At 50.7% G+C, this 26,005-nt stretch carries 25 protein-coding genes and 1 pseudogene; 25 read left to right on the top strand and 1 reads right to left on the bottom strand.

Annotation, left to right across the window (positions count from 1 at the left end):
• Positions 1 to 53: 53 nt before the first annotated feature.
• Positions 54 to 1,085, bottom strand: a pseudogene (locus tag ACKQAD_RS19335) (tyrosine-type recombinase/integrase); the annotation flags it as partial.
• Between the two features lie 301 nt (positions 1,086 to 1,386).
• On the opposite strand from ACKQAD_RS19335, the gene ACKQAD_RS19330 reads away from it, so the two are divergent.
• The 25 genes from ACKQAD_RS19330 to pilV all read left to right on the top strand — a co-directional run.
• Positions 1,387 to 2,280: a ParA family protein gene (locus ACKQAD_RS19330; protein ID WP_409161627.1), complete on the top strand. Its 894-nt coding sequence runs from the start codon at positions 1,387 to 1,389 to the stop codon at positions 2,278 to 2,280.
• Positions 2,277 to 2,666 carry a hypothetical protein gene (locus ACKQAD_RS19325; RefSeq protein WP_409161626.1) on the top strand — a complete coding sequence of 130 codons (390 nt, stop codon included), beginning with the start codon at positions 2,277 to 2,279 and terminating at the stop codon, positions 2,664 to 2,666. Before ACKQAD_RS19330 ends, ACKQAD_RS19325 begins: the two co-directional genes overlap by 4 nt.
• Positions 2,659 to 4,014 carry an SPI-7-type island replicative DNA helicase gene (gene dnaB-PI, locus ACKQAD_RS19320; RefSeq protein WP_409161625.1) on the top strand — a complete coding sequence of 452 codons (1,356 nt, stop codon included), beginning with the start codon at positions 2,659 to 2,661 and terminating at the stop codon, positions 4,012 to 4,014. Before ACKQAD_RS19325 ends, dnaB-PI begins: the two co-directional genes overlap by 8 nt.
• Positions 4,014 to 5,720, top strand: a complete 1,707-nt coding sequence (locus ACKQAD_RS19315; protein ID WP_409161624.1) for a ParB family protein — start codon at positions 4,014 to 4,016, stop codon at positions 5,718 to 5,720. Before dnaB-PI ends, ACKQAD_RS19315 begins: the two co-directional genes overlap by 1 nt.
• Positions 5,704 to 5,943, top strand: a complete 240-nt coding sequence (locus ACKQAD_RS19310; RefSeq protein WP_409161623.1) for a TraR/DksA C4-type zinc finger protein — start codon at positions 5,704 to 5,706, stop codon at positions 5,941 to 5,943. The genes ACKQAD_RS19315 and ACKQAD_RS19310 overlap by 17 nt, the downstream gene beginning before the upstream one ends.
• Complete coding sequence (locus ACKQAD_RS19305; protein ID WP_409161622.1) at positions 5,940 to 6,599, top strand: DUF7168 domain-containing protein; 660 nt, start codon at positions 5,940 to 5,942, stop codon at positions 6,597 to 6,599. Before ACKQAD_RS19310 ends, ACKQAD_RS19305 begins: the two co-directional genes overlap by 4 nt.
• Before the next feature lie 105 nt (positions 6,600 to 6,704).
• On the top strand, positions 6,705 to 7,286 hold the full coding sequence (locus ACKQAD_RS19300; protein WP_409161621.1) for a DUF2857 domain-containing protein: 582 nt from the start codon (positions 6,705 to 6,707) through the stop codon (positions 7,284 to 7,286).
• A 1-nt stretch (position 7,287) separates the two neighbouring features.
• Positions 7,288 to 7,518, top strand: coding sequence for a ParE family toxin-like protein (locus ACKQAD_RS19295; protein ID WP_409161620.1), 231 nt, complete (start codon positions 7,288 to 7,290; stop codon positions 7,516 to 7,518).
• A gap of 435 nt (positions 7,519 to 7,953) precedes the next feature.
• Complete coding sequence (locus tag ACKQAD_RS19290; protein WP_409161628.1) at positions 7,954 to 9,234, top strand: STY4528 family pathogenicity island replication protein; 1,281 nt, start codon at positions 7,954 to 7,956, stop codon at positions 9,232 to 9,234.
• A 463-nt stretch (positions 9,235 to 9,697) separates the two neighbouring features.
• A complete protein-coding gene (locus ACKQAD_RS19285; RefSeq protein WP_409161619.1) occupies positions 9,698 to 10,450 on the top strand; it encodes a PFL_4669 family integrating conjugative element protein in 753 nt (250 codons plus the stop codon).
• Positions 10,451 to 10,463: 13 nt separating this feature from the next.
• Positions 10,464 to 12,479 carry a DNA topoisomerase III gene (locus ACKQAD_RS19280; RefSeq protein WP_409161618.1) on the top strand — a complete coding sequence of 672 codons (2,016 nt, stop codon included), beginning with the start codon at positions 10,464 to 10,466 and terminating at the stop codon, positions 12,477 to 12,479.
• A 632-nt stretch (positions 12,480 to 13,111) separates the two neighbouring features.
• Positions 13,112 to 13,615, top strand: coding sequence for an STY4534 family ICE replication protein (locus ACKQAD_RS19275; RefSeq protein ID WP_409161617.1), 504 nt, complete (start codon positions 13,112 to 13,114; stop codon positions 13,613 to 13,615).
• Between the two features lie 60 nt (positions 13,616 to 13,675).
• The gene (locus ACKQAD_RS19270) at positions 13,676 to 14,176 is read left to right on the top strand and encodes a single-stranded DNA-binding protein (protein ID WP_409161616.1); all 501 of its coding nucleotides are present in this window, start codon (positions 13,676 to 13,678) and stop codon (positions 14,174 to 14,176) included.
• A gap of 244 nt (positions 14,177 to 14,420) precedes the next feature.
• Complete coding sequence (locus tag ACKQAD_RS19265) at positions 14,421 to 14,852, top strand: DUF29 domain-containing protein (protein WP_409161615.1); 432 nt, start codon at positions 14,421 to 14,423, stop codon at positions 14,850 to 14,852.
• A gap of 198 nt (positions 14,853 to 15,050) precedes the next feature.
• A complete protein-coding gene (pilL2, locus tag ACKQAD_RS19260) occupies positions 15,051 to 16,343 on the top strand; it encodes a PFGI-1 class ICE element type IV pilus protein PilL2 (protein WP_409161614.1) in 1,293 nt (430 codons plus the stop codon).
• Positions 16,343 to 16,789 carry a type IV pilus biogenesis protein PilM gene (gene pilM, locus ACKQAD_RS19255; RefSeq protein WP_409161613.1) on the top strand — a complete coding sequence of 149 codons (447 nt, stop codon included), beginning with the start codon at positions 16,343 to 16,345 and terminating at the stop codon, positions 16,787 to 16,789. The genes pilL2 and pilM overlap by 1 nt, the downstream gene beginning before the upstream one ends.
• Positions 16,790 to 16,798: 9 nt before the next feature.
• Positions 16,799 to 18,460 (top strand): PilN family type IVB pilus formation outer membrane protein, encoded by a 1,662-nt coding sequence (gene pilN / locus ACKQAD_RS19250; protein ID WP_409161612.1) that lies wholly within the window; start codon positions 16,799 to 16,801, stop codon positions 18,458 to 18,460.
• A 9-nt stretch (positions 18,461 to 18,469) separates the two neighbouring features.
• A complete protein-coding gene (gene pilO2 / locus ACKQAD_RS19245) occupies positions 18,470 to 19,768 on the top strand; it encodes a type 4b pilus protein PilO2 (protein ID WP_409161611.1) in 1,299 nt (432 codons plus the stop codon).
• Entirely contained in the window at positions 19,765 to 20,280 is a 516-nt protein-coding gene (gene pilP, locus ACKQAD_RS19240; protein WP_409161610.1) for a type IV pilus biogenesis protein PilP, read from the top strand. Before pilO2 ends, pilP begins: the two co-directional genes overlap by 4 nt.
• Complete coding sequence (locus ACKQAD_RS19235) at positions 20,277 to 21,830, top strand: ATPase, T2SS/T4P/T4SS family (protein ID WP_409161609.1); 1,554 nt, start codon at positions 20,277 to 20,279, stop codon at positions 21,828 to 21,830. The genes pilP and ACKQAD_RS19235 overlap by 4 nt, the downstream gene beginning before the upstream one ends.
• Before the next feature lie 2 nt (positions 21,831 to 21,832).
• Positions 21,833 to 22,999, top strand: coding sequence for a type II secretion system F family protein (locus ACKQAD_RS19230; protein ID WP_409161608.1), 1,167 nt, complete (start codon positions 21,833 to 21,835; stop codon positions 22,997 to 22,999).
• A 55-nt stretch (positions 23,000 to 23,054) separates the two neighbouring features.
• Entirely contained in the window at positions 23,055 to 23,660 is a 606-nt protein-coding gene (locus ACKQAD_RS19225; RefSeq protein WP_409161607.1) for a type 4 pilus major pilin, read from the top strand.
• Entirely contained in the window at positions 23,660 to 24,187 is a 528-nt protein-coding gene (locus ACKQAD_RS19220) for a lytic transglycosylase domain-containing protein (RefSeq protein WP_409161606.1), read from the top strand. The genes ACKQAD_RS19225 and ACKQAD_RS19220 overlap by 1 nt, the downstream gene beginning before the upstream one ends.
• A complete protein-coding gene (locus ACKQAD_RS19215; RefSeq protein ID WP_409161605.1) occupies positions 24,184 to 24,837 on the top strand; it encodes a prepilin peptidase in 654 nt (217 codons plus the stop codon). The genes ACKQAD_RS19220 and ACKQAD_RS19215 overlap by 4 nt, the downstream gene beginning before the upstream one ends.
• 13 nt (positions 24,838 to 24,850) lie before the next feature.
• On the top strand, positions 24,851 to 26,005 hold a 1,155-nt coding region (pilV, locus tag ACKQAD_RS19210; protein ID WP_409161604.1), incomplete at its 3' end, for a shufflon system plasmid conjugative transfer pilus tip adhesin PilV.

Genomic DNA, 26,005 nt, shown 5'->3' with positions numbered 1-26,005 from the left:
CTGAGCGACCACCTTTAATCGGATGGCAATTACACAGAATTATTTACAGGGTCTTGAGTTTGAGTATCATAACCCATCTGGCGCAAGGCTTTATTTATTGTGTTTTCGCTCATTGGTTTTTTATAATCATGGCAACCAATAAAAATTAATCCTTCCCCGTCAGATATATCATAACTGATCTCTTTCAGCTCTTTTAATACATCAATAGCCTGATTGCTCAACGGGATATAATGTGGTATACGCATTTTAGAACCACGCTCGGAAAATCTAACGTTCTCTATCTCGTCCCTTTCCGGTGGAATAACCCATAAAGCATTTTTAAAGTCGATTTCCGCCCATCTGGCAAAGCGTAGTTCACTCGACCGTATAAATACAAGCATTGTTAGCTTTAACGCTAATACAGTTAACCTACGGCCTCTGTAGGCATCAATGCGGCTTAATAAGTCTGGTATTTGATCAAGTTTAAGAGCTGGATAATGTTTGCGTTTTGGAGGGGTCAGCGTTCCATCAAGTTGATCCGCCGGGTTGTGTTCAATCATATCTTCTTGAACAGCATAACGCATAATAGCCGTAATGCGCTGTTTTAAACGTGAGGCGGTTTCGTGTTGGCCTTTCGTCTCAATTTTACGCAAGGGTAAAAGCAGATCGCGAGTTTTTAGCGTTTTAACATCTCGTGATCCTATGGCAGGGAAAAGATGATTGATGAGACTGTTTAAAATGCGTTCACTGTGTTTCGGTATCCACCTCTCAGCAACAGACATTTTTTTGTGCCATTCACGCGCTACAGCTTCAAACGTAAAATAACCGCTCTCCTGAGCCTTTACAGCCTGTTTTTTTTCAGAGGGGTCTACACCTGCGGAAATCATCGCTCTGGCCTCATCACGCTTTGTACGAGCTTCTGAGAGGGATACGGAGGGATAGACACCAATGGCATAGGTTTTTTGCTTACCGTCGAACCGGTATTGCATACGCCAGTATTTTGAGCCGTTCGGGTGTAGGAGAAGATACATACCCGCGCCATCAGTCAGCTTGATCTTCTTTTCCGGGGTTTTTGCGTTTTTGATCTGAATGTCAGTCAGAGCCATCGTTGAGCCTCCATTGATGGTACAAAACTCATCGAACTGGATGTGCCAGCAAATATACCATCAAAACAGTATAGCTGTAGGTAGATTTCAGTAGATGAGAGTAGACAACGAGACTGGGTAACTAGCTGATTTCAGAAAGCAAAACGGACGTCAGTAGACGTCCGTTTATATATTAGTGGTGCCGGACTCGGAATCGAACCAAGGACACGAGGATTTTCAATCCTTTAGTTCTACTGTTATAGAAATGTAGATTTTTTTGGTACGAGCATATACATCCTGATTTGTTATCAGGTGAGTCTATATGCATGTAATTCCTGTAATTTCTACCAAGGGTGGAGAAGGTAAGTCCACTCAGGCCGCAAATCTGGCCGGCTTTCTTGCTGATGCCGGGTTAAAGACGTTATTGATAGACGGCGACTACGCCCAACCCACCTCAAGTAGCATTTTTGCTCTGGACTACGAAGCTCCCTGCGGTCTGTATGAATTGTTAATGCAAACCGTCAATCTCGACGAACCCTCACAAGTTATCTCCAAAACTGTTATCTCTGGGTTGGATCTTATCATTTCAAATGATCCTAATGCTCAATTGCCTACCGCTATGCTAAATGCGCCAGACGGACGGTTTCGACTACGCAACATTCTCCAGCATCCTCTTTTTTCTCAATATGATGTAATTATCGTCGACTCACAGGGGGCTCGAACTATTATGTTGGAGCTTATTGTGCTGGCAGCTACGAATACAGCAATTGGTGTTATTAAACCCATTTTGCCGGATGTCAGGGAATTTATACGCGGTACCATTCATATGATGGAGACTCTGCTTCCTTTTTCTGCATTGGGAGTGGTGTTACCGCGAGTTAAAGTTCTCATCAATTGCATGAAATACACTCGCCGTGCAAAAGAAACATATAAGATCCTTGGCGAAATTATTGATTCGGGTAAATATAGCCAGCACAACCAGTCCATTTCCGTTTCTCTTTTAAGTACGTTCATTTATGACCTGGAAATATATGTTGAAGGTCATGCTGCTGGGCAACCTGCTCATCGTCTTGAAAATAAAACTAATCGTGTAAGTGATTCTGCCGCCACAACGATGTATTCACTGGCGAGTGAACTGTTTCCTCAGTGGAAATCCAAGTTCGATTCTGTATTAGGGGATCAAACTGAAGCCGAGGAGATGGAGGGACCGCGATGAAGACTCTCTATCGTGCGATATGTTTCTGCACTGATTCTCAGTATCGCGGTCTTGATGAGCAGTATGTCTTTTTCGAAACGGTTAATGATGAGCATGCCGGAGAACGCTTGCAGGCCATATTGTGTGAGGTATGGGCTGTCCCTGAATCTGCTGTGGGCATTTGTAATATCTCTTCAGAAAAACAACTGTTTCTGGATTCACATGATGATTCTCCTGAGCGTGGTGACAAGGCCCTGTTTGAGAACGGCTGGGCTAATGGTTGCGTTCGGTATATTTCCTATAACGATTGGCCTTTGATGCTCGTGTCTCCCCGCACCCATGCACGCTTGCTGAAAACTTTTCTGAGTTTACACAAAGACAGCGCCGGGGAGGTGGTCCATGGCTAATCAAAAAGCATTGCCCCATCTCCCTTATTCCATGGACGCTGAACAATCAGTGCTGGGGTCGCTGATGATCGACAATGAACGCTGGGATGAGGTGATTCTCATTATCGATGAGAATGATTTCTTTAATGCCGTTCATCGAGTGATTTTTCGAGAAATGTCCCGTCTCGTTGGTATTGGCCAGCCTATCGATTTGATCACACTGGCTGATTCACTGGAAAAGCAGGGAAGCTCCCGGGAGGAAAATATTTTCGCCTATCTCGCAGAGATGGCGAAAAACACGCCAAGTGCAGCGAACACGGTAGCGTATTGCGAAATTGTTGCCAGAGACAGCCGGGCCAGGCAACTTGCCGCCCTTGGCACTGACTTGACTCAGCAGGTGCGCTTACCTCGCGCCGATATATCCCAGATTATGGAGATGGCCGAGCGGCGAATTATCGATATTGCAGAAAAAGCTGAGCCACACAAGGCCATTACGGTCATTGAAGGGCTTGAAAAAGTTGCGGCAGAACTGGAGGCTCGCCACCGTTCTCCCAATGGGATCACAGGAACAGCAACCGGATTTGCCGAACTGGATGAAAAAACCTGTGGTTTACAGGATGGTGATCTGATCTTGTTAGCGGCCCGCCCGTCAATGGGGAAGACGGCGTTAGCGTTAAACATGCTCACGGGAGCATTGGAGCAAAATAGCACGAATGTTGCTCAGATATACAGTCTTGAGCAGCCTGCGACCCAACTCCTTATGCGCCTGATTTCTTCTATCGGGTTTGTTCCACTACAGAACCTGCGTAGTGGAAATTTGACTGATGAGCAGTGGGCACAGATTAGCTCGGCTGTGGCCACTATTAGTGAATGGCAAAAAAGGCTGGTTATTGATGATACCAGTGATCTTACGCCTGCAATGCTCCGGGTGAGAGCCCGGCGTAATGCCCGGAGATACGGTAAGCCTGCCTTGATAATGGTGGACTATCTGCAATTGATGCGATGCCCTGGACTGGAAAACAGGACACAGGAAATTGCTGAGATATCCCGCTCATTAAAGTCTCTGGCCAAAGAGATGGAATGTCCTGTTGTTGCACTTTCTCAGCTTAACCGTTCTCTGGAGCAGCGTGCGGATAAACGGCCAAACAACGGTGATCTGCGCGATTCTGGTTCACTTGAGCAGGATGCTGATGTCTTGTTATTTATTTACCGCGACGAAGTGTACACCTCAAATAGCCCGGATAAGGGGCTGGCTGAAATTATCCTGGGTAAACAGCGGCAGGGGCCAATTGGAACGGTAAAAGTTCAGTTTGATGGACGCTTCACTCGCTTCACGAGTATGCCTTCCAGTGCTCAGGGAGGTTACTGATGGCGAGTAAACCGAAAGTGCTGAATATGACGGAAGCGCTATTGATGCGGGGAAAATCACCCGCTCAACCCTCACAGGCTGCTGTACTGCCCGTGAATGCAATGGCGATGGTGCTGACGCTCGACGAACTGAGTCCCAACCCCGACAATCCCCGCAAGTCTCGTAATCCGAGATACGATTACATCAAAGCATCGATCCGCATGCGCGGTCTGAAATCAGTGCCGATGGTAACCCGGGATCCTGATGGGGACGATGTTTATATCTTTAGTGACGGAGGGAATACTCGTTACCAGATATTGCGTGAGCTCTATCAGGAAACCGGGGATGAACGGTTCTATCGTCTCCATACGGTATTCATACCCTGGCCGGGACGCCTGAAATGTGTGATTGGTCATTTGGCTGAGAATGATGCCCGTGGTGATTTAGCCTATATCGAGAAAGCATTTGGTGTTCATGACGCCCGAACGATTTATGAAGAACAACTGGGACGCAGTGTCACATTGCGTGAGCTTTCCGAGTTGTTGAACCAGGAAGGCTATCCCATCGATAGCTCCAGTATCAACCGCCTGGAAGATACGCTGAAGTATTTGTATCCCCATTTGCCGACGTTGCTGAACTCAGGACTCAGCCGTACTCAAACGCTGCCACTATTAGCATTACGCTCGGCAGCAGAAAAAACATGGGCTAAATATCAGATTCTTGTGGAACATGAGTCTGTGTTTGAAAACGTTTTTGGTCATACTTGCCAGCAGTTCGACGACCCAGATCGGTATTCACTGGAAATGTTCCGCGATGAACTGATTGGGGCTTTATTGAAAGCACTACCGCATCCGTCGCTTAACTATGATCGCTGGTTGATAGAGCTTGATCCGAAAGAGCTGCAGCGACGAGAGTTGTTTGGTGATCCGCCTGTTCCCCCGGCTGTACAAGAGCCCCTCCGTCAGCCCCAAAAAGAGAATATTACTCAACTTCCACCACAAACAGAACCTAAGGGACCTGTCATTGGCTTACGACCGGGAACATTGGTTGGTGGCGGTACTCGTCCCGAGCCTGCTGCGGATAATGGGGCGGAATCTGAGCCGGGTGTAAAACGGCCTGATGTGGGGGGGGCCTCTGCATCGTCATATCGTGTCGAACTTCAGCCGGACTTATACGGAGGCCAGACTGTAGTCAGTGGCGAGGCAGTTAACCCTGAGGGAAATAGTTTTTTACCGTCATCACTGATGTCAGCATTATCCGAGCATAGTCGTAACACGACCGAAGACATCGCTATTTCATCTGTCTCTTTTGCGGCGGCAGGGCTGGAGCCAGTGACGGATATCTGGCACATCCCTGCACTTCAGGATGATATCGAGCATTTACAGGATATGTCTTACCGACTGGCTTTCGAGCTGGCTGAGTCTATGGGATGTGCAGACGATATTTCAGAAGCAAAACGCTGGGATCAGGCCGGTTATACCACGTCGGACACAAACAACAACGAGTTTGTTTTGTTACTTGCCGGACTGACTGGGGAAGATCGCGAGTTACCGTTTAATACATTCGGTTTTTGTCTGAATTTCCTTGGTTTCCCTCAGAAAGCCGGCACACCCGTTCTTCATGATGTCCATGTCGTGAAGTTTATGCGTTTGATTCGGGTGTTACGCCGTCTGCGTGAGTTACAACGTAATGATGTCCGTGGAGGTGAGCATGTCGCTGGATCTTGACGATGAAATGGCAATGTCCACAACCGAGCAACTGCTGCAGAGCAGCCTGTCGCTGATACTTCAGGAAGTGCATAACGGCCGAATTTCAAATGCATATTGTGAGGGATGTGGGAATGAAATCCCCGAGGCCCGGCGTTTGGCTGTTCCTGGTGTAGCGCTTTGTGTCGGATGCCAGGAAGTTGAAGAACACCTGACAAAGGTCGGTATCCGGAGGGGGAAATGAATAACAGTGCCAGATTACCTAAACGTATTCGGAAACTGATGTCGTTAGTCAGGGAAAATAACGATCTGAATGACATTACCCGGGCATTGCGTTTGTCTCAGAAGCTCATTCTGCGCTATTCCATCCTGGAGCAACATCCTGAAATTTCATCGATTCGTGAATCTGTATGCCGGCAGGTGCCATCAGATTCATTACGTATTCCGGGGTGGCTGAACGGGCTTGCCGCCGTCGTCTGTATGGCCACCGGCTGTAGCTGCTGGTTTGATTTGTATAACCAGACCTCTCGTTATCGGCGCACATGTGTTCGGCGTGCAATCCACTTCTATGGGGTCAAAGGGCGCTCTGATATCGCAGTCTATCTCTTTAAAGTGCTTTCCAGGCAACTGAGAGAAGCCACTGAGCAGTACATGAAGGATTTTCCACGTTTGAAGGCTCAGCTCCGTTGTATTCGTACTGATCGGTTTCGTGAGGGCTGGGTGGGCGGTGTCTGGAGTGCTCTGGAATCATTCACGCCATCTGAATCAGAAGCCCGGCTTCTTAAGTCCTGGTTGCGCCAGCGCTGCGGGAAACAAACCTTGTCTCCGGTATATCGCGCTCATCAGGACGGCGCTTTGGTTTTTCCCGGTTCTCAATATACAGGGGATATTCATGGGTAACTTACAGAGAAAGCTGACCGGAAATACGTTTCTGTTCATTTGCTGTGGGATGAGTTGGAGTGCCGACTTTTGGTTGATTGTTGATTGGATGCAAGGGGGGCTGTTATGAGCCAGGGACTATCTCAGGCAACAAATGCGTTATTGACGCACATATTAATGGAGCTGAAGTCAGGAAATATTCGCCGTTGTGAAGCCCTGGGCATGACGATGGAAGAGGTTCGCCAATTGAGTCAACTGACGGTCGACGATTTGTATTACCTGACGCAAAGCAGCGTATCTGTCCTCAATTTTCAGATTAACCATGACAATTTTTGGTCAATAGTGAACCAGGCCCGCACTGAGCAAAAGCGGTTACAACGTATCGATCGCGCGCTGGAATTGGGAGGCTCAATAGAGCTGATGCAGTTCTACTTTGGGCTGTCGACATCGGAAGTCAGCTCCAGACGCCGTTTGAATGGCATTGAGACACGGCAGGGCAGAGTTCAGGCTCCCACGGAAGAAGAAGATGCTGCGCTATGGGAGCAATGGCGTAGTTCTGGACTTTCATCGCCGGATTCACACGAGGCCCTGGACGTCATGATGCTGGCTGCCGAACAGCAAAACGTTTCCCTTACCGCTGTCTGGACCCGGGTTAATACCTGGTGCCGTGAAGCCATTCTGGAAAGAAAGGAAAAAGCGGGAGGTTAAGATGGCAGTTGCCGAGTTTCATTTGTGTCAATGTGCCAGTCCCTGTGTTTTACGTAAAGCGACTCGTCTCATCACCGCATGGCAGCGAGGTGAACGTGTTTACAAACGTCTGCAAACCAACGGTTATCTCAAAATCGATATTGGGCCATTCTGGCGTTTATTAAGCAAGGATGGAGGAGGGTGCTGGCATTTGATGAGTCATGAGACTTATAACAGGGAAATCAAAAAGTGACGATAAAGCGCAAAATCTGGGCAGCCAAGACGACGCTGTGGTTGCCATCATCCCGCGTTCAATTGGACGGAGATGTCGAATCGGTGATGGTCGAATTATTTTGCTGTTTACCGGAAGAAAAACAACAGTCCTTACTTGCAGCAATACATCGTGCCCATGTCCGCATGGGCAAATCCTCCCGGGAGGGCAGACTATGATATTTGTAGAGAAATCATATGTTCTGGGTGCGATGTTTATTCAGTTCCTGCTGGCAGATGAGCTGTGGCATACAACCACCAGGAGCGAAGGGATTATTTATCATGTGATCCACTTGGGTTTTTTATCATTAAAAAAACCGACTTTTCGTTTTCCGTTTCGTACCTTTCATATCATTACGTTCTCGTTTCTTCTTATGAATATCCGTGTTGGATTGATTCAGACCAACGGTAGGCGATGATGGGATTACCTGCTGACAGTGTTATCGCTTTTACACTCAATAGAATGCAGGAGACGATTTCCCGGCAGGGAAATAGTGATCCTTCCTGCCCGGTCAATGAACGTAGCGGATTGCTTTATCTGGGGAATGTGCACGATGCCGTTCCCCGGCAACTGTTTTTGGACAGTAGACTGAGCCCGCTGGATAAGACTGCATGGGTGATGATCCGTTTGTATGCCCAGCAAAATGATGGCGCGGTTTTTCCTACATACGATGAACTGCAACTTCAGTTGGCTTCACCTCACGCAGAAAAAGCCTCGCGTGAAACCATCAGCCGTACCTTGCTGATGTTGCGAATAACCGGCTGGCTCAGTCTCTGTAAACGTGTGCGCGATGAGTATGGACGCGTACGTGGAAATATCTACGCGCAGCATGATGAGCCGCTAAGCTGTCGTGATGCGGAAACGTTCGATCCGGGCTGGTTGGATTTGGTTGCTCGCAGTTGCGGACACAAGAATAAATCGGTACGGATGACGGCGCTCAATGTTCTGGAGGCTATCCGCAACGATCCCTCCATGCGGCATCGTCATTCCCGAGTAGCATTGATCGAAGCCCGCCTGGATTCATCATCAACCCCCCTTCAACTGGCAGCTCTCCAGCGGGGAATATTACCGGGTTCGAATTCCGAACTCAGTAAAAAGCAGGGTGAAACAAGGGAGGGATCACTGAGTTCGAAATCCGAACTCAGTGATGAAAATAGTAATAATATGCTGAGTTCGGAATCCGAACTCAGTCTAAAATCAACAGGTTATGCCCAAGTTCGAAAATCGAACTGTAACGTACGTAGTTTCACACACAGTGTGAATAAAAAAACGTACGTACCACCCGAGAGTGGGGATCGTTTAACGCTGCCTGAAGCGTTGCTCAGCCGGATCACGCCCGATGACGCCAACATGCTGGGCAGACAACTCGCTGTATTGCCGGATGAGCAGGCATCCGCGCTGCTGGGCATGCTGGCTACAAAGCTCGGACGTGGGCAGTTGACCAACCCGCTTGGCTGGCTGTTGTCGATGATGAAATGCGCCCGTGAGGGACGACTGGTGTTGCCTGGCGGGCAACCTGAGCAACCAACCGAGGGTATAGCACACGCTGCATCAGCGGAGGCTGTCGTCTATGTGGGGATGAGGGTACCACCGTCTCCGGAAAATGATTCTGAGCAGACCAGCCCTAAGGCCAGTCAGGAGAAGGTCTCCAGCATGCTTGCAGATATCAGAACAAGGATATTGAACGCAGGAAAGTGATTTGGTTAAAAAATGTGCTTTGTTGCGCCCCGCAATGCAGTATGAAAAGTGACCAGCATGTTGGTTTGGGGTGATATTCAGGGCATTCTGTTTGTACGGTCATCACCTGGATGGTTAAAAAGTATACCGTGTTGCGGGGCGCAACACGGTATAAAAAGTGACCAGTATGTTGGTTTGGGGTGACATGCAGGGCATTCTGTTTGTACGGACATTACCTTGGTGGTTAAAAAATATACTGTGTTGCGCCCCGCAACACAGTATGAAAAGTGACCAGCTTGGTGTTCAATATCGTAGTGATATATCGGGTTAGTGCTGATTTAGCAGTGTGGTCAAAAAACGCCCATGTAGTATGTTTGCGTCAAATTCCTGAAACCAATATTGAGTTTCGCGTTGTTGGTATTGCGCGCTTTATTAACTATTTAGTCTTTCTTAACTGATTAATTAACAGGTTAGAGAGACAACGATGGCTGAAAGAGCGGAAAAAAATACGGGGGCATTGCAGTCTGAACTCAAAATCGAACTGCATACTAACTATGCAATCAATCTCTGGACTGGGCGCCCAAGAGTCAAAAAGAACGAGGAAAGCGGTGTTACCGGACGTTCTCCGATTATGGGGATGCCAGGATTCCTGCATTTAGCTGCCCGTATTAATAGTGATTCTCTGAAGAACAACCCCTGGGCTGACAAAACCATGCTGGATCTTGAGGAAAAGCTCAATGAGGCCAGTGAGTTGATGTCTGGAGAGATTGCATCCCTGGATAAAGAAATGAATGTGTTACCCCGGGGAGTAACCTTGACTGAAGCTGTAGCCAAAGAACCTCTGGATATCAAGGTATACAGCAATTCACCCTTGGGATATCGCTGTGTCTATTTGCTGATTGGGTTTGACCAACTGGCCAAGCAGGTTTTACAGGCGTTTCACTATGGTTTGATTTCGCGTAATCGTCGTGATCAGCTACTTCGTGGTAATGGGCGAACCTTGCGTCAGATTTATGGGATTGTCCTGAAATATCGCTCAGTTCCTGTATCACGCGTTGACGCTATTGAAGAAAATGACGTCTGGCAGAAAGCGTGTGAAGCGTTAGGTGAACCGGATCGCGATGTTTTACTGGGTAAAAAGCGTTCTCTGTTTTCTCCCCCAATCCATGAGGCCAGTATCAATTTGTTGATCATGCGCGATAAAGCGCGTGCCGTTCCTGCGTCAACGAAACGATAGTCCGGGGGATATTTTGCGCCTTTTTATCTGCGAGAAACCCTCTCAGGCCAGAGATATCGCTGCTGTACTGGGGGCTACAAAACGAGGGCAGGGTTTTTTATCCTCACCCGGGATAACCGTAACCTGGGCTCGCGGACACTTACTGGAGACCGCCTCACCGGAGGTCTATGGTGCCCAGTTCGGAAAGCCGTGGCGAATGGACGTGTTGCCTGTTTTGCCTTCAGTATGGCAGATGGTGGTAAAACCAGATTCGTCAGATCAATTTGCTGTCGTGTCCCGATTGTTAAAGCAGGTTGATGAAGTCGTCATATCGACAGATGCCGATCGTGAGGGCGAGGTGATCGGATGGTCGTTGCTGGAATATTGTGGATGGAGAGGCCCCGTTTTTCGCTTATGGCTGTCTGCATTGGATGAACCCAGCATTCGTGCTGCATTAGCTGCTATCAAATTGGGGAAAGAAACTAAGTCGCTTTATTATGCGGGGCTGGGACGTTCGCGCGCGGACTGGCTGATTGGTATGAATCTGACCCGGCTTTATACGTTGAAAGCAAGAGAAAAAGGGTATGACGGGCTTCTGTCTGTCGGGCGAGTCCAGACCCCTGTATTGGCGATGGTTGTTAATCGTGAACGAGAAATAGCGACATTCGTTCCTAAGCCATACTGGCAGGTATGGGTTGCTTTGCAATCTGGTGGAGTTCGTTTCTCCGCGCAGTGGGTTCCTGCGAAGATGTATATTGATGAAGAGAAACGTTGTATTCATCAACACATTGCTCAGCAAGTGGCACAGCTGTGTAAGCAAACGGGCAAGGCAACGGTTATAGAGCGGGAAACAAAGCGTGAAAAAGAGGCCGCGCCTTTAGCGTTCACGATGGGAGCATTACAGCAGGTCTGCGGTAAACTGTGGGATATGAGTCCTCAGCAAGTGCTGGATACAGCGCAAAGCTTGTATGAAACGCATAAGGCCACGTCTTACCCGCGAACCGATTGCGGGTTTCTTCCCGAGTCAATGCGTCAGGAAATACCTGATGTCCTGAGTGCGCTGGTGAAAATAGATCCCCTATTACAGGAGCTGGTTTCCCAGTTAGATACCCGCTTTGTCTCCCGCATATGGGATGATAAAAAAATCACAGCGCATCACGGTATCATTCCGACCCGGCATGTTTGCGACATGTCGAAGATGAGCGAGCAAGAGAAACGGGTTTATGAGTTGATACGGCGATATTACCTTGCTCAGTTTTTGCCGCTGCATGAAATTGATGTCACACGACTTTCTCTGAATATCGGTGGGCAGTTGTTCCAGACATCCGGTAGGGTCGTGGTCGTTCCCGGATGGAAACGTCTGTTTAGTCTGCATGATGAAAGCGAGCGTAAAGATGCTGATGAGAAGGAAGAGAAAGAGCAGGCTTTACCTATGTTGTCAAAGGGTGACAACTGTCTTGTGGCTGGTGCAGACGTAAAGGCATTGAAAACCAAGCCACCTCAGTATTTTACTTTTCAGTCATTAATTGCGGCCATGATGAATGCTGCTGCATACGTGACCGATTTGGCGTTGAAAAAAGTGCTGAAAGAGAATGCAGGGTTAGGCACGGAGGCGACCCGTGGTGGAATTGTTGAAACATTGCTGACGCGCAATTTTATCGTAAGGAAAGGGCGTTACTTGCGTGCAACGGATATTGCGATGGATCTTATCGATGCTCTGCCTGATGCATTAAAGGAGCCGGGCATGACAGCACTGTGGGAGCAAGCGTTGGATGAGGTTGCCAAAGGTAGAATGGCGCTGGATGACTTTATGTCCAGGCAGACGCAGTGGATTTGTCAGCTGGTTTCCCAGGGGAGTCAGCAAGATGTTGCCGTTCGTGTCGCCCCTACGCCTGCTTGTCCCGTTTGTGGTGGCAAGACGCGGTTACGCAAGGGGGCAAAGGGCTCCTTTTATAGCTGTGAAAAATACCCTGACTGTAAAGGGGTCGTCAATATTCCTGGTCAGACCAAGGGTGCGGCATCTAAACCTCGAAAGAAAAAGCAGAATTAACTGATTGCAGGTGCGGGACCGAGTTGTTATTGTGCATGCGGCTCTGAAGCCGCACCCCGTGACTGCGGTCCCTTTGCGCGTATGCATAGCGCTCAAAGAGAACAGTCTGACAGACAGCTCCCTCACCTGAGAGTCGAGTCTGAAGGCACTAAAACTCCGTGAAACCAGTGTCGGGTTCTGAACATCCCCGGAGCTACTGCGAAAGCAGATTTACCGAAGATTGATGGTGCAAATCGTATGGCGGTGCCTTATGGCGCCGCTTTTTTTTGGTATTTTTATTTTCATTCTGCGGTGATGATTTTTTCTATAGCCGGAAGATTGACTTCTTTTTCACCAGGTTTAATGATTAACAGGCCAATCGTTGTCTCTGACAACTGCCAATGTTCCAGTGATTTGAGAGGAACGCCTTCGGGTGATCACATGCCAATGCCATCGTTAACCTGAGAGATGGCGCTTTCGAGCGGTAAATCTGTTTAACCTTTGAAAACAGAGACCCAATATCGGTTAAGGTCCACTTCACTCATACAGCCAGCCAGAGGCTCTACCGCCTTTGACTCCCCTGCGGGAAACAGACTCCCGCCAGGGATGAATGTTTCTCCGCTACCTGTTTATTTTTACTCCGGAGAAACATCATGACTGCAAATAAATCTACCCTGAATCAAGGTATTAATTCTCAAAATGGCAAAAGCAATGAGTACTTCAATCTGAATCTTAATGGATTGGGATACCTGAGCGACATTCGCCATGTTACTGGACCCAATGGTCAATTCACCACTTGTGTCATCAATGCCTTAAGCGGTCACAAAGACAGTGTGAACTATGTTCGCTTTGACGTGACCCCTGCAGGCAAAGAGACCATCGATTTAATTAAACGTTGCGAAAAAGCGGTTGATGAAGACAAGAAAGTGTTGATTAACTTCGCGCTAAGTAACCTGTCTCCCAGCATCTTTACGCTGAACTCCGGTGATCATGCCGGTGAACAACGTATTAGCCTCAAAGCCCGTTTAATCAAAATCACCAGGATTAAAGTGGGTAAGGAGATTACGTACCAGGCCGAGAAGTCTGATCCATCTGACTCTACGCCGGCTCAGAACACCCCCGCGCCTTCTAAAGCGTATGCGGCAAATTCGTTCTGATAACTGGCATCCCTTAACCCCCCCTGCTTGCAGGGGGATTTAACAGGAAGGAGAAAGATTATGGCTTCACGTGGTGTTAATAAAGTCATCCTTATCGGCTATCTGGGACAAGATCCTGAGGTTCGCTATATGCCAAATGGTGGTGCTGTTACTGGCATTACCATGGCGACATCCGAAACCTGGCGCGATAAACAAACTGGCGAAGAAAAAGAGCGTACCGAATGGCACCGTGTGGTGATTTACGGGAAGCTTGCTGAAATCGCTGGCGAATATCTGCGTAAAGGTTCGCAGGTTTACATTGAAGGTCAACTTAAAACACGTAAGTGGCAGGATAATGCGGGTGTAGAGCGTTGGACGACTGAAGTGGTGGTCAACCAACAGGGTACGATGCAGATGTTAGGTTCTCGCCCGAACGGTGGTAGTACCAACCAAAGTGCTGCAGGTACTGCATGGGGAAAACCTCAGCAACCTGCTGCACCATCACACAGTGGGACACCTCAGTCACCAGCTCCAGCAGGCAATGAACCGCCAATGGATTTCGACGACGATATTCCGTTCTGAGTGCGCCGTTTTACTTTGTAAATCAAGTGGTTAATTCAAATCATTGAGTTAATCATAGGCTGTTGGAATGCCTATTGCAAGCCTGACTTATCCTTACCCAGTAATGGGTTTGAACCTCGATATTGAATCATGAGCTTTATGCCATATCGTAAACACGGGCACTCGTCTTTGACGGGTGCTTTTTTCTCTGACAAACTCAGGTTATCGATATTTGAATGGTAACCTGAGGTTCAGGGGAGGACATATGACTACCCGTTATGACAGTGATTTTTACGGCTGGACTCAGGAGCAGGCTAATTTGCTGCGCGCTGGGCGTATCACGGAGCTCGATACGCAAAACCTTCTGGAGGAGATTGAGGCTATGGGGCGCAGCGAACGCCGGGAGCTGGAGTCCCGGCTGGAGAAACTGTTCATGCACTTACTCAAATGGCAGTATCAGTCAGAACGACAGAGCCGTAGTTGGCGTCTGACGATTGAAGAGCAACGTCGTAAAGCCGTTCGTGTTATTGCTGACAATCCCAGTTTGAAAAACAAGCTTGCGGAAATTGTTGAAGATGCTTATGGAGATGCCGTTATTTCCGCTGAGCGTGAAACCAACATTCGTCGTACCGTTTTTCCGGCTCAATGCCCGTGGACGTTTGAACAGGCAGTAAACCCTGATTTCTATCCAGAATGACGCGTATTGTCGATATGGAGGCAGATGAGATCACCTGCTTTTGACTCATTAACCTTTCTCATGTAGCGATGAGACACTGACGCTGGCTTTGGCCAGCGTTTTTCTTTTCTGAGCCCATTTTTAGTTTAGCGTTGTTCAGTACGGGCTTGTCGGCAGAATAACCACCTGATTGAGATTACTCTTAAACGGTGGAGACTGATGACAAGACCTTTGCGGCACCCTCAAAATACGCCAACGCTGGCCTGCCTTTCTGCTGCGGCCATGTTGGTTGCCGGATGTGCTCAACAGACAACAACGTCTTCAGTATCCCGAGTAAGCGCCTCCCCGAGAGTGAACGATATTTATCAGAACCGTTCACCGGAAGTTGTGCGCTATGACCGCTACACGTTGGTCAGTACCCGGCCAGCAGATTCTCAACGTGACCCCCTCAATCAGATGATCGACATCACCATGCCGCCACAACTGGTACGCAGCGTGGGAGATGGGTTTCGGTATTTGTTGTTAGAGTCTGGCTATTCGCTGTGCCCCTCAACGTCATCAACGTTTTCTGAACTGCTTGGCCGCCCGCTGCCCGGCGTGCAACGTAACATTGGTCCGGTTCGTCTCAGTGAAGCATTGCAAATCGTTGCAGGACCGGCATGGCGCTTGCGGGTCGATGATGTTAATCGTGAGATCTGCTTTGTTTTACGTGATGAGTATCGCTCATTTGCGCCAGCAGCCCCGGCCGCGCTCGCTAAACCGACGATTGCTATCACACCGCCACAATCCCAAACAGGAAACGCGGTTGCCGGTACTGGCGGACAGGCAGCGAGCCGAATGCTAAAACCGGACAGTCAACCATTACCTGCCCCAACACTGACGCCGCTTTCGCCTGCCGCGCCACAAAGTAAGCCCACAGCGCTGGGTGCTAATGGTACTGCTAATAAGCCAGCATCTTCTGCATTAGTGCCGGTGTCTTCGGTTAACACCAAATCTGCCCCATTATCCGGGCAGCAACCCTCTACCAAGCCGACAAATTCAACGAGTTCTGCCTCGAAAACAGGCTTGACACCGACTACCGCATTACCGCCGGCACCGGTGGCACAACCGCCGAAAAGCGATACAACAAGGCTGCTTACTACGCCGTCTCAAACGGCAGTGACACCACCGCCGTCTGCGTCAGTGATCTCTCCGTCTTCAGCTTCGGCATCAAAACCCGTTCCTGTTATTACGCCAGTGTGGAAAGCCGAACCCGGCACCACGTTACGTGAGTTTTTGACACGCCAGGCAGCCACGGTGGATTGCCCCTATGGCGGAAAATGGACCGTGGTTTGGCCGGTGAATGTTGATTATCCCATTTCTGCTCGTCTGGTTATTCATGGCAGTTTTGATGCACTGCTTGACCGCATTTTCTCTTTATATGGCCCGGGAAAAGTGGATACACCGCTCTACGGTCGCGCCAATCGCAGTCAATGTGTTGTGGCGGTATCTGATAAGCCAGGAGAGAAGTGATGCAAGGCATGTTGGTACTGATGGCTTTGCTGGTTCTGGCGGGTGGGTATCAGAGCTGGCGCTCTCCCAGTGATGCGCACAGCGATACGGTCACTGAAATCTCAACAGCTCGCCACATGCTGCAAACCGCCAATGCCCTGGGCATGTTAAAGGCTCAGGGGATCAATGTTCTTTCTCTGTGCCCAGGCTCCCGTCCTTCAGGTTCACTTCCGGTGCCGGGATTGAGCGATAACCCAGAGATTCGCTGTACCGAATATAACGGTCGGATCATCGTGTGGGCAAAAGAGGAGCCAGGTATGGCCAGGATGTTACGTGAATTATCTCGTGACTCCCGACTCCTGGCTCGCGTGAGTCAGGGGAGCGTGACCACCTTGGTTGACCCTGTCCCCTGGCCTATTTCATTGCCTGCCAGCGTCACGGAAGGCTCCCTGGTATACATCAACTGAGAGAAGACGATGTCACAACTTAACCCTCATCTTATCTACCGGAACGTGGCGTTGGCATTGTTCATCTCAGCGGCACTGAACGGTTGCGCGACCAAAGGATTTAGTCATGCAGATGCTCAGGCCGAACGGGATATTCGTACGGCGGAACAGTTACATGGATTATCGCGCACACAGCCTGCTTCGCCTTCTCTGGTGTGGGTTGATGAGCCTTGGATCGATACTCGACCTATACGTGTCAGCGCCCGGGCTCAGCAGGTAAAACTGCCTCCATGCAGTCCAACATTGATCATTGATGGCAGCCTGTCGCTTTATGAAATCGGGCAGCGTATTACCCGCAGTTGCGGGTTCCCGGTAGTGATAACGCCGGACGCAATGAGTGTGCTGTCCGGGGGCTCTGTCTCGCAGGGAGGAACTACGCGCGCCATGCAAGGCGCATTGCCTCGTCCTGAGGAAAATGGTCGCCCAGCGCTGGCCAGCATTGGCGGTTCGACATCAATACAGTCAGTCTCGCCGACGTTCGGCGTTGGATCCGTTACCGACCTCAGTTGGGAAGGGGGACCGTTAGGCGGGTTACTGGATCAAATCACCTCGCGTCTGGGGCTTAATTGGAAATTCGAAAACAACCAGGTGGTGCTGTATTACCTGGACACACGAACCTTCCGTTTGAAAGTCCTCAATGCTGAAACGTCAATGAACTCCAACTTGACCGGCACCAGTAGCTCTACCGCCGGCGGTGATAACAGCTCGGTCAGTGGCAGCCAGAATTCTGGGCAGAGCACGAGCGTCAAGTTGGAAAGCAAAATTCACAATGATATTGCCGAGTCGATTAAGGCAATGATCAGTCCATCAGGAACCTGGCACCTCTCGGGCTCGACCGGGGAGTTGGTTGTCACGGATGTTCCGCAAGTGCTTGACCGTGTCGAGCGCTATATCGACAACTTGAATGTGCGTATGAACCGGATGGTTAAGTTGATGGTAAGCGTCTATTCGGTTCAGCGTAAAGATGCCAGCCAGACCGCACTGGATTGGTCTGTTGTTGCCAATCGACTTGATCGGTTTGGGATGACATTAACCGGTTCACCGACCGCGACGACACCGGTGTCCTCTCTCGGTATCAATGTGCTTAATGGCAAGTTTGCTGGCACGACAGCGCTGCTGCGTGCGCTAGAAACGCAAGGGAAAGTGTCTGTGGTAATGGCGCATGAGGCGACGACAACCAACCTGGTTCCCGCTCCGTTTCAGATAGCAGGGCAAATGGTCTATCTGAGAACCCAGAAAACAACCGTGTCAGAAAACTATGCCACGACCGATATGGAACCCGGCAGTATCACCACCGGGACACAGATGACGCTATTGCCGGATATTCGTGATGAAGGGGATATCCAGTTGCAATTTAATTTCAGCCATTCGGATCCAGCACAACTGCGCAAGGAGTCATCAGAAGACGGTAACACCAAGATGGAAATGCCCTACACCACCGTACGTAGTCTGAGCGAGCGAGTGAACCTGAAACCGGGGCAGACACTGATTGTGAGCGGTTACAACGCACGCAACCTTACCTCGTCGCGTGAAGGGGCATTCCACCCTGATGTCACGATAGCCGGCGGGGGAAAATCCAGTGAATCGGATGATGTCACGTTGATTATCGCTGTTACACCGGTGCTGATGTGAGGGGGCGATATGATTCTTGTACCTCATGAGTATGGCGGTTTGATTGCGGGACTGCGCTGGGAACCGATGGCAGAGAAAGGCACCCGTCAGTTTGGGCGCGATATGTTATCCCTGAAGCTGTCCCCCGTTCGTGTACGCAACAAGGGGCAACAGACGCAAGTTGATGCGATAGCGGTGACAGGATCTTGTCCATGGCGAGCAGGGCGGTTGTGGTCACTTGCTGCCCTGGCGATGGCCTGGACGGGGACAAATGGTTATGGCGTCGTGCAGCTCGGTGACGATGAGTATGTTTTTTTCGCCACGGTGGGGGGCGTTCCGGCCCTGAATGGTGATATCTGCGGTACGCAGGAAGATATGCTTGCCATCACTGCTGAGTTTCTCGATCTCACGCCCGAGCCAGAAACAGGGTGGCATGTGGCATCTACACCCGAGTCACCCGCTGTCCCAGCCGATATTTTGCCGTTACGCCGTCGCGATTGGTCTGCTCGTTATCGACTAACCTGTCCCGCGAGGATACAGCGATCGTTATTGATTTGTTTGCCCGTGCTGTTTGCTGTCGGAGTGACGGGTGTGTGGGGCGTACAGTATTGGCAAAACTGGTCTGCCCGCCAGGCTCAGGCGTCAAAAGCAAAACTAGCCGCGATGGTCGCGGGGGATAACGAATTTTCTAAAAAAGAAACGCGCCTATTACCTCATCCCTGGATCGCGCAGCCGTCGGCGCAAGAATTGCTGACAATGTGCGAACGCAAGCTGGATGGACTGCCCTTGCAGTTAGGGTTTTGGCCATTATCCTCAGCGGATTGCCGTGCCGATGGCGTCATGACCACCTGGGTACGTGAAAAAGATAATCGACTGGCTACCGTCAGCAGCCTGCTTCATGCCATGAAACACCTCCCAGGCACGCCTATTGCCTTTATCGATGATAGCGGAGATATCGCGCAGATTGCGATGTCCTCTCCCGGGCTTCCTGGCGGCGGGGACGATCTCGTTATTGAGAGTGAACTGCTGCGCCACAGGCTGTTGAGCTTCTTTCAGTCTCGGGGGATCCCGCCCTCGCTGCAGAATGTTCCTCCAACATCAATCCCTGCTGATGAAAAGGTCATCTGGATCCAGGACTGGAACACATTGGCGTTTTCTCATACTTCCCGCTTACCCCCCTCTTTTCAGCTTTCCGGGCTTTCTGCCGTGGGGCTCCGCCTGACACGCATTGGTCTCAAGGTGGAAGGGCGATCCCTTACCTGGTCATGGGACGGTACTGCATACAGCCGAACCCCGGATAGCGTAGCACCAGAAGGAAATGCACCATGATGAAGTTATTTTTTCTGCTCTCGTTGCTGTTTACAGCGTCTGCCTTGGCCTCTGATACGACGGAAAGCAGCATTAGCCCCGTTCCTTCTGATCACGTGCTGGCATCCGATGAGCCGACAGTGGCCACGCTAAGAGCTATCGAACAAGAAATTGATTTGTTGAAAGCGCAGCAGGCTCGCCAGGATGCACAGAATGCACTGGAGGAAAGCCGTCTGAAGGGGCAAACACTGAAGAATCGGCCAGACATTTTACTTCCGTCAGCTTCACTTGGCGTTGGGCGCGGTGTTGTGGGGAAAGACGCAGGCGTGAGCATGGCAGTGACTGTGGCACGCTTGAAAGAGATATGGAGTGAAAACAGAACACTGCGTGCCGCTGCCGAGTTTAATGGTCGCCGTATCGTGCTTCAACCCGGCGATATGTGGCCAGGCAGTGAACATCGTGTGAAGGGTATTACTTCACGCGGTGTGGAGCTTAGCAATGGGCAGGTGATCCAGACGGGGAGCGCGCAATGATGACCGCTGCCCTGGCCGACGCCGATTTGGCATGCCGCGTGCCTGAAAAATATGACGGTGATATTGAGCTCTCTCGTGTCGATAACGAGGCGGTGAGCTTGCGTATTAATCGAGAAATTCGTGAAGAGCCTGATTTCATCAGTTGGTTTGCCGGGTTGCGCAGAGCAGGGCTTAAGCCATTAGCGTCCGAGTTCGTGATGAAAAGTGAACTTGGTGGATGTGGGCAAGCCAGCACACACGATGTGGAGGCAGGGTTAAGCGAGGCGCAGAGAGAGGTTCGTCGGATGTATCGCGGCGTCATCTCACTGAATGCCTCTGACATTCACGTGCATCTCGATCGGCGTCAGGGGAGTCGAATCCGCACCCGCATCAATGGATTGCTGTATACCATTCGTGAACCCGACTTTGAGGAAGGAGGAACACTGCTGTCGACCATGATGGAAAGCATGTGCGACACAAAATCGCAGGGTTACAACCCGCGTGTTGCCCAGGACGGTCGCGTTAAACCTGAATTTCTGGCGGATATGAATTTGTATGCGGCCCGCTATAGCCATCGTCCCACTGATGATGGTGGCGTTTTTGCGGTGATGCGACTGATTGAAGATGATCGCGGACGTATCCGGACACTGCAAAGCCTGGGTTATCAGCCTGAGCATGAAGCCACACTGGAGGAGATTGAACTCACCTCTCAAGGGCTTATCGGCCTGTGCGGTACCACCGGATCGGGTAAATCGACTACGCAGCGGGTACTGGCAGGACGATGGCTGGCCAGAAATAACGGTCAGGTGAGCCTACAGACCCAAGAAGCGCCGATCGAGGGACTGATTTTTGGTGCCGTGCAGTGCGCGGTAGATACCGACAACATCAGCTTACACCAGGCGGGGGAAGCCTGGGCTCGCGGTGTGGCGATGGCGATGCGTCTTGATCCTGATGGCATTTATACCGGTGAGTCACGCGATTATCCGTCGGCATACGCCGCATTGGAAACGGCCATCAGTGGGCATCCAGGCTGGTTTGGCATCCACTGCACCTATCCATTAGATGCGCTGAGCCGCATGCGTAATTGGGGCATTGATGCCCGTGAGTTGGCCAACCCAACCTATTTCCGGGGGCTAATTGCTCAGGCTTTGGTTAAGACGCTCTGCCCATCCTGCTCATTACCTTGGTCTGAGGCGCTTAAACGCCAGTTGATCCCGCTTTCCCACCAGGCGCTGGCAAAGCGCATGTTCAATGACGACGAGCTCGGGCAATTACGCTTTCGTAACCCCGATGGTTGCGAACAATGCATCAAGAGCCTGCTTGGTACGTCCATTAACCACGGCATTAGCGGGCGAACGGTGGTTGCAGAGATCGTGCGGCCCGATCGCCAGATTATGCGATTTTGGCTGGAAGAGGGGAGTTTTGCTGCTCGGCGGCGCTGGCTGAAGGCGGGCGGATTTAGTCGTGGCCAACATTTGCGTCGTCTGTTGCTGGCCGGTCGAACTGACCTGGTGATGGCCACGGAGCATATGCACCCGGATGAAGACCGTGAGTTTCTGGAAGGAGCATAACGATGACGATAGTGCTGATCTTGCTTCTCTGTGTGTTTCTGGTGTTAGGGATTTTCTTGATTCTATCTGTGTCATGGCCCCCCGTGATGCGCCGAACATTTTGGCTGACGGAACGCATTCGTTTTTGGCAGATGCTACGTACCTTTTGGCGTATGGGCATGTCGCCAGCGGAAATCTTCGACATCATGGAAGACATTTACAGTGATAACGGCAAGCGTCGAAACCGCGGCAGTCTGCTTTGCCAGCAATTGAGCGGCGCAGTCAGTAAACGCACCTTCGGGGAGATGAACTTGCCCGGGCCTCGCGACCAAATAGCAACGCCGGAGGATGTTCTGGCGGCATGGTGCTCGCCACTGGAAGCGGTGCTTTTTCGGGTGGGCAATGTCTCGGGGAATATGTCGGAGGCATTAGCTCAATCCATCAGCCTGCTTAAATATATACAGCAAATACGCAGTGCCATGGTTCCGGCATTGGCACAGATGAGCCTGGTTGTGTGCTCGGTTCCCGGGATCCTTTACGGCGTATCACAACACCTGTTGCCAGCGATGTCGAAGCTCATCCCCGAGGAGCGCTGGACGTTACATATCATCATCTTGAACAGCATGAGCCACGGGATTCAGGATCACGGGGTCATATTGTGTTTTGTTATCAGCATTATCACGTTCCGCATTATTCGCAATATTCCGCGGCGTGGGGGTGTTGTACGTCGCCGTTTTCTTGAGTTTATTCCACCCTGGTCAATCTATTCCACCTTGCAGGGCGCACTGTTCATGCTCAGTGCCGGCTCGCTGCTGAAGGCGGGCATGTTGCCCCTGGAAGTCCTGAATACGCTCAGTAAGCATGCCTCACCGTGGCTGGTTGCACGCCTTGATGCGGCCGCTTTTCGGGTGCGCAGCGGTCGTAATCTGGGTCTGGCGCTCTATGAAAGCGGCTATGACTTCCCTTCCAGAGAAAGTGCCATTTTTCTCAGTCGTGCCGGCGCCAGCCGGGATATCGCGGATGTACTCAATGACTGGGGGCAGGAGCAGATGCCTGTGGCGTTGGAACGTATTCGGTCACTGAGTAGCTGGTTGACCTTTGGGCTCGGGGGCGTCATTGGCGCGTTTCTCATTTACGTCATGTTTGCCGTTGTTGGGTTGACGATGACATTGAATGCGCAGGGGCTCTGACCTGTATCGCGACATCCTGTTTTTTCAACACAAATGATTATCAAGAGGTTATTGAATGGAAACGTCTCTGGCTACGACTCGCCGCAAGACCGGTATTGTACAGCGGCTTATCGCCCGCTATCGCCCCGCCCGGGGCGGTAATCTGAAAGATGCGATTATCACGGTGGTGGTGATCGCCGCTCTTATTATTCTTGTCTTTCAGTTGGGCACGTTCTTGTGGGGGCTGTATCAGAACAGTGCCACACAAACCGAAGTCACAACCATGCTGGAACAGTCCCGTAAATTAAAAAGCCGGGCTGGATATACCGGTGCATCAATGGCAACCCTGCGTGCGGTCAATGGTATTCCTGCCTCGGTCGATCGCACCGGCGATGTTTATTACAACCGCTATGGTGGTACCTATACGCTGGCTCCCGCCAGAACAAACGGTTCGACATTCAACAACTCGGTTGCACTGACGTTAACGGGGGTATCGGAAGGCGGCTGTGGCGATATGGCGCAAATGTTCCTGAATGCAGGAGAGTCTATCTATTCGGTCACCGTTGGCGGTACTGCAATGCTGACAGCGAATGTGACCACCGGTACATCAACCGCAGCAACGCTGATTGGTACGCAGTGCGATGGCGGCGATAAAACCGTCATTATTACCACTTCGCGTTAATGACGACCATGGCCAATGTGTTGCTGCTTAGCACGATTATTTTGCTGGCGTATTTCCCGGGTAACAGCATTGCTCAGGGAAAATCCCCAGTGAAATATACAGTGCAGCCCTGGTTGGCCTGCATAAATGATTCGAGTGTGAAGTATTTCATCGACGCTTTGCTGATTGAGGCAATGATGGAGCAGGAAAGTGGCTTTAATCCGCGTGCAGTTAACCGCAGTAACTCGGATGGCAGCGCGGATTATGGTTTGATGATGGTTAACTCTGGCAATGTTCCGAAACTGCTCCGTGAGGGCATTATCGCGACAGTGCAGGATCTGCTGGATAAGCCGTGCCTGAATATTCAGATTGGCACACGACTGCTGGCATCCCATTTTCAGGTGTGTGGTGTGACCTGGAACTGCCTGGGCAGTTACAACGCAGGTTTCGGCGATAAGCGCCACCGGTTACGAGAGAACTACGCTGACCTCATCTGGGAACGCTACAAACGACTACTGCGCGAACGGCGGGGCATCGTACTGAAATGAATGTATTCATCGCTGCGCCATTGCTTTTTGTCGTGTTGACGATGGTCGCCTGGCTGGCTTGCCGCCATGTTCGCTGGATAGCGCGTTTTTTGTCTCTCCCGGACGCACCGGTGCTCAACAGGAATATGTTGCTGCTGCTCGTTATCCCATTCTGGCTGGCCAGCCAGATTTCGCTCTATGTTCATGGGGGCGGCTCCCTGTTGTTACTGGTGATGCAGGCGGGTCTGCTTGCCTGCGCGGTGGCTGATGTGGAAAGGGAATGGTTGCCGGAGAGCTATACCCTCCCGCTGCTTTTTTTCGCCCTGTATAACTCGCCACTGCCGACATACATCATTCATCCCGTGATGCTGATGTCGGCCATTGTCGTAGTGGCTACCCTCATCGCTGTTATTGTTCGACCGTCGCTGGCCCCCTTACTGCCTGGTCGGGGCGATATCATGTTGTGGCTGGTATTGAGTGCCTGGGCGGGGATCGCAGGTAGCTTGATTCTGTTTGTGTCCTTGATTGCCGGCGCGCTGACGCTGCAACTGACTGCCCGCGATCACACGCCGCTTGGCCCCTGGATGGCTGGATGTGGGGCGCTGCTCATTCCTTTTACCATGGATATCCAGCGCTTAACGGACCGTTTTATGTTCACGCTCTGGCACTGAGAGAGGTTGCATTATGTTATCGACAATCACGCTTTTACAGGGGCAGTTTAGCCCCTTCATCCGGCGCCAACCCGCACGCGGCAGCCTAATAAAAGATTCGATCATCGGTGTGATTATCTTTATTGCCATGATCGGTATCGTCACACAAGCGATCAGCCATTACGTCATCGAACTGCACTATCAGACAGTGGCTCGCCATGCGAGTCGCGTTTCTCTGGCAGCAGAGAAGTACCTGTCTGATAAGCATGATGCTTATTTGTGTCAGTTGGCGCCAACGAGTTGTACGTCTGGCGCAGCCACGTCACTACCACAGCCTTTTACTGCTCAAACACTGATTGATGCAGGATACCTTGATGAAGGCATGGGCACGGCGACGATGGATCGGCAGACGTATCGGTTTGGTGTGAGGGCTCGAACAGTGAACGGTTCAACCAAGCCGACACTGGAAGCGCTGATGGTGACGACCGGTGGTGACGCATTGGATGAAGGCGCTGTTCGTCGCATCGCACAATTGATTGACGGGATGGGCGGGTTCATTAGCGATCCAACATTGACTGAGCTCGGCGGGCAGGCAAATACCGCTTATGGTGCCGAGCTTTCATGGTCACTTCCCGTAACACCCTTTGGTTTAACTGCAGAGCCTGGGCACATCGCGGTAGCCATCAGTGGCGGTGTGATTGGCGGGTTGAACAAAGAGAGCGATCGTCTTTATCGGTTTAGTAGTGATGCGCATCCGGAATATAACCAGATGAACACCGCTATCGATATGAATTCGAACAATCTGAATAATGCTGAACAGGTAAACGCCAATGAAGTGAATGCCGCGAGATTTGTGGCGTTGGAAAATAGCGGCTGGTTTGGCTGGCGCAACGGGAATGATATTCAGGCATGGCTTAAATGGAATAATGACAAAAAGCGTGCGGAGCTCAATGCCGGTTTAAATACTGAAGGGGACATCAGTTCAGAGAAAAGCGTTACCGCGGTTGATGATGTAACAGCGGGCAATCTGGTTATTGCTGATAAATTCTTGTATCAGAAAACGGTCGTTGTTGCAGGGGAAGCCTGCGACCCAGTAACGCTGGGGCTGACATCGGTTAGCGATACAACAGGCCTGATAGGCCATGATAATACTGGCGCCGTACTTTCCTGCCAATCCGGTGCGTGGAAA

It is taken from the genome of Pectobacterium artocarpous (assembly GCF_046159765.1).
Lineage (GTDB): Bacteria > Pseudomonadota > Gammaproteobacteria > Enterobacterales > Enterobacteriaceae > Pectobacterium.
This window is presented reverse-complemented; position numbering and strand designations above follow the sequence as displayed.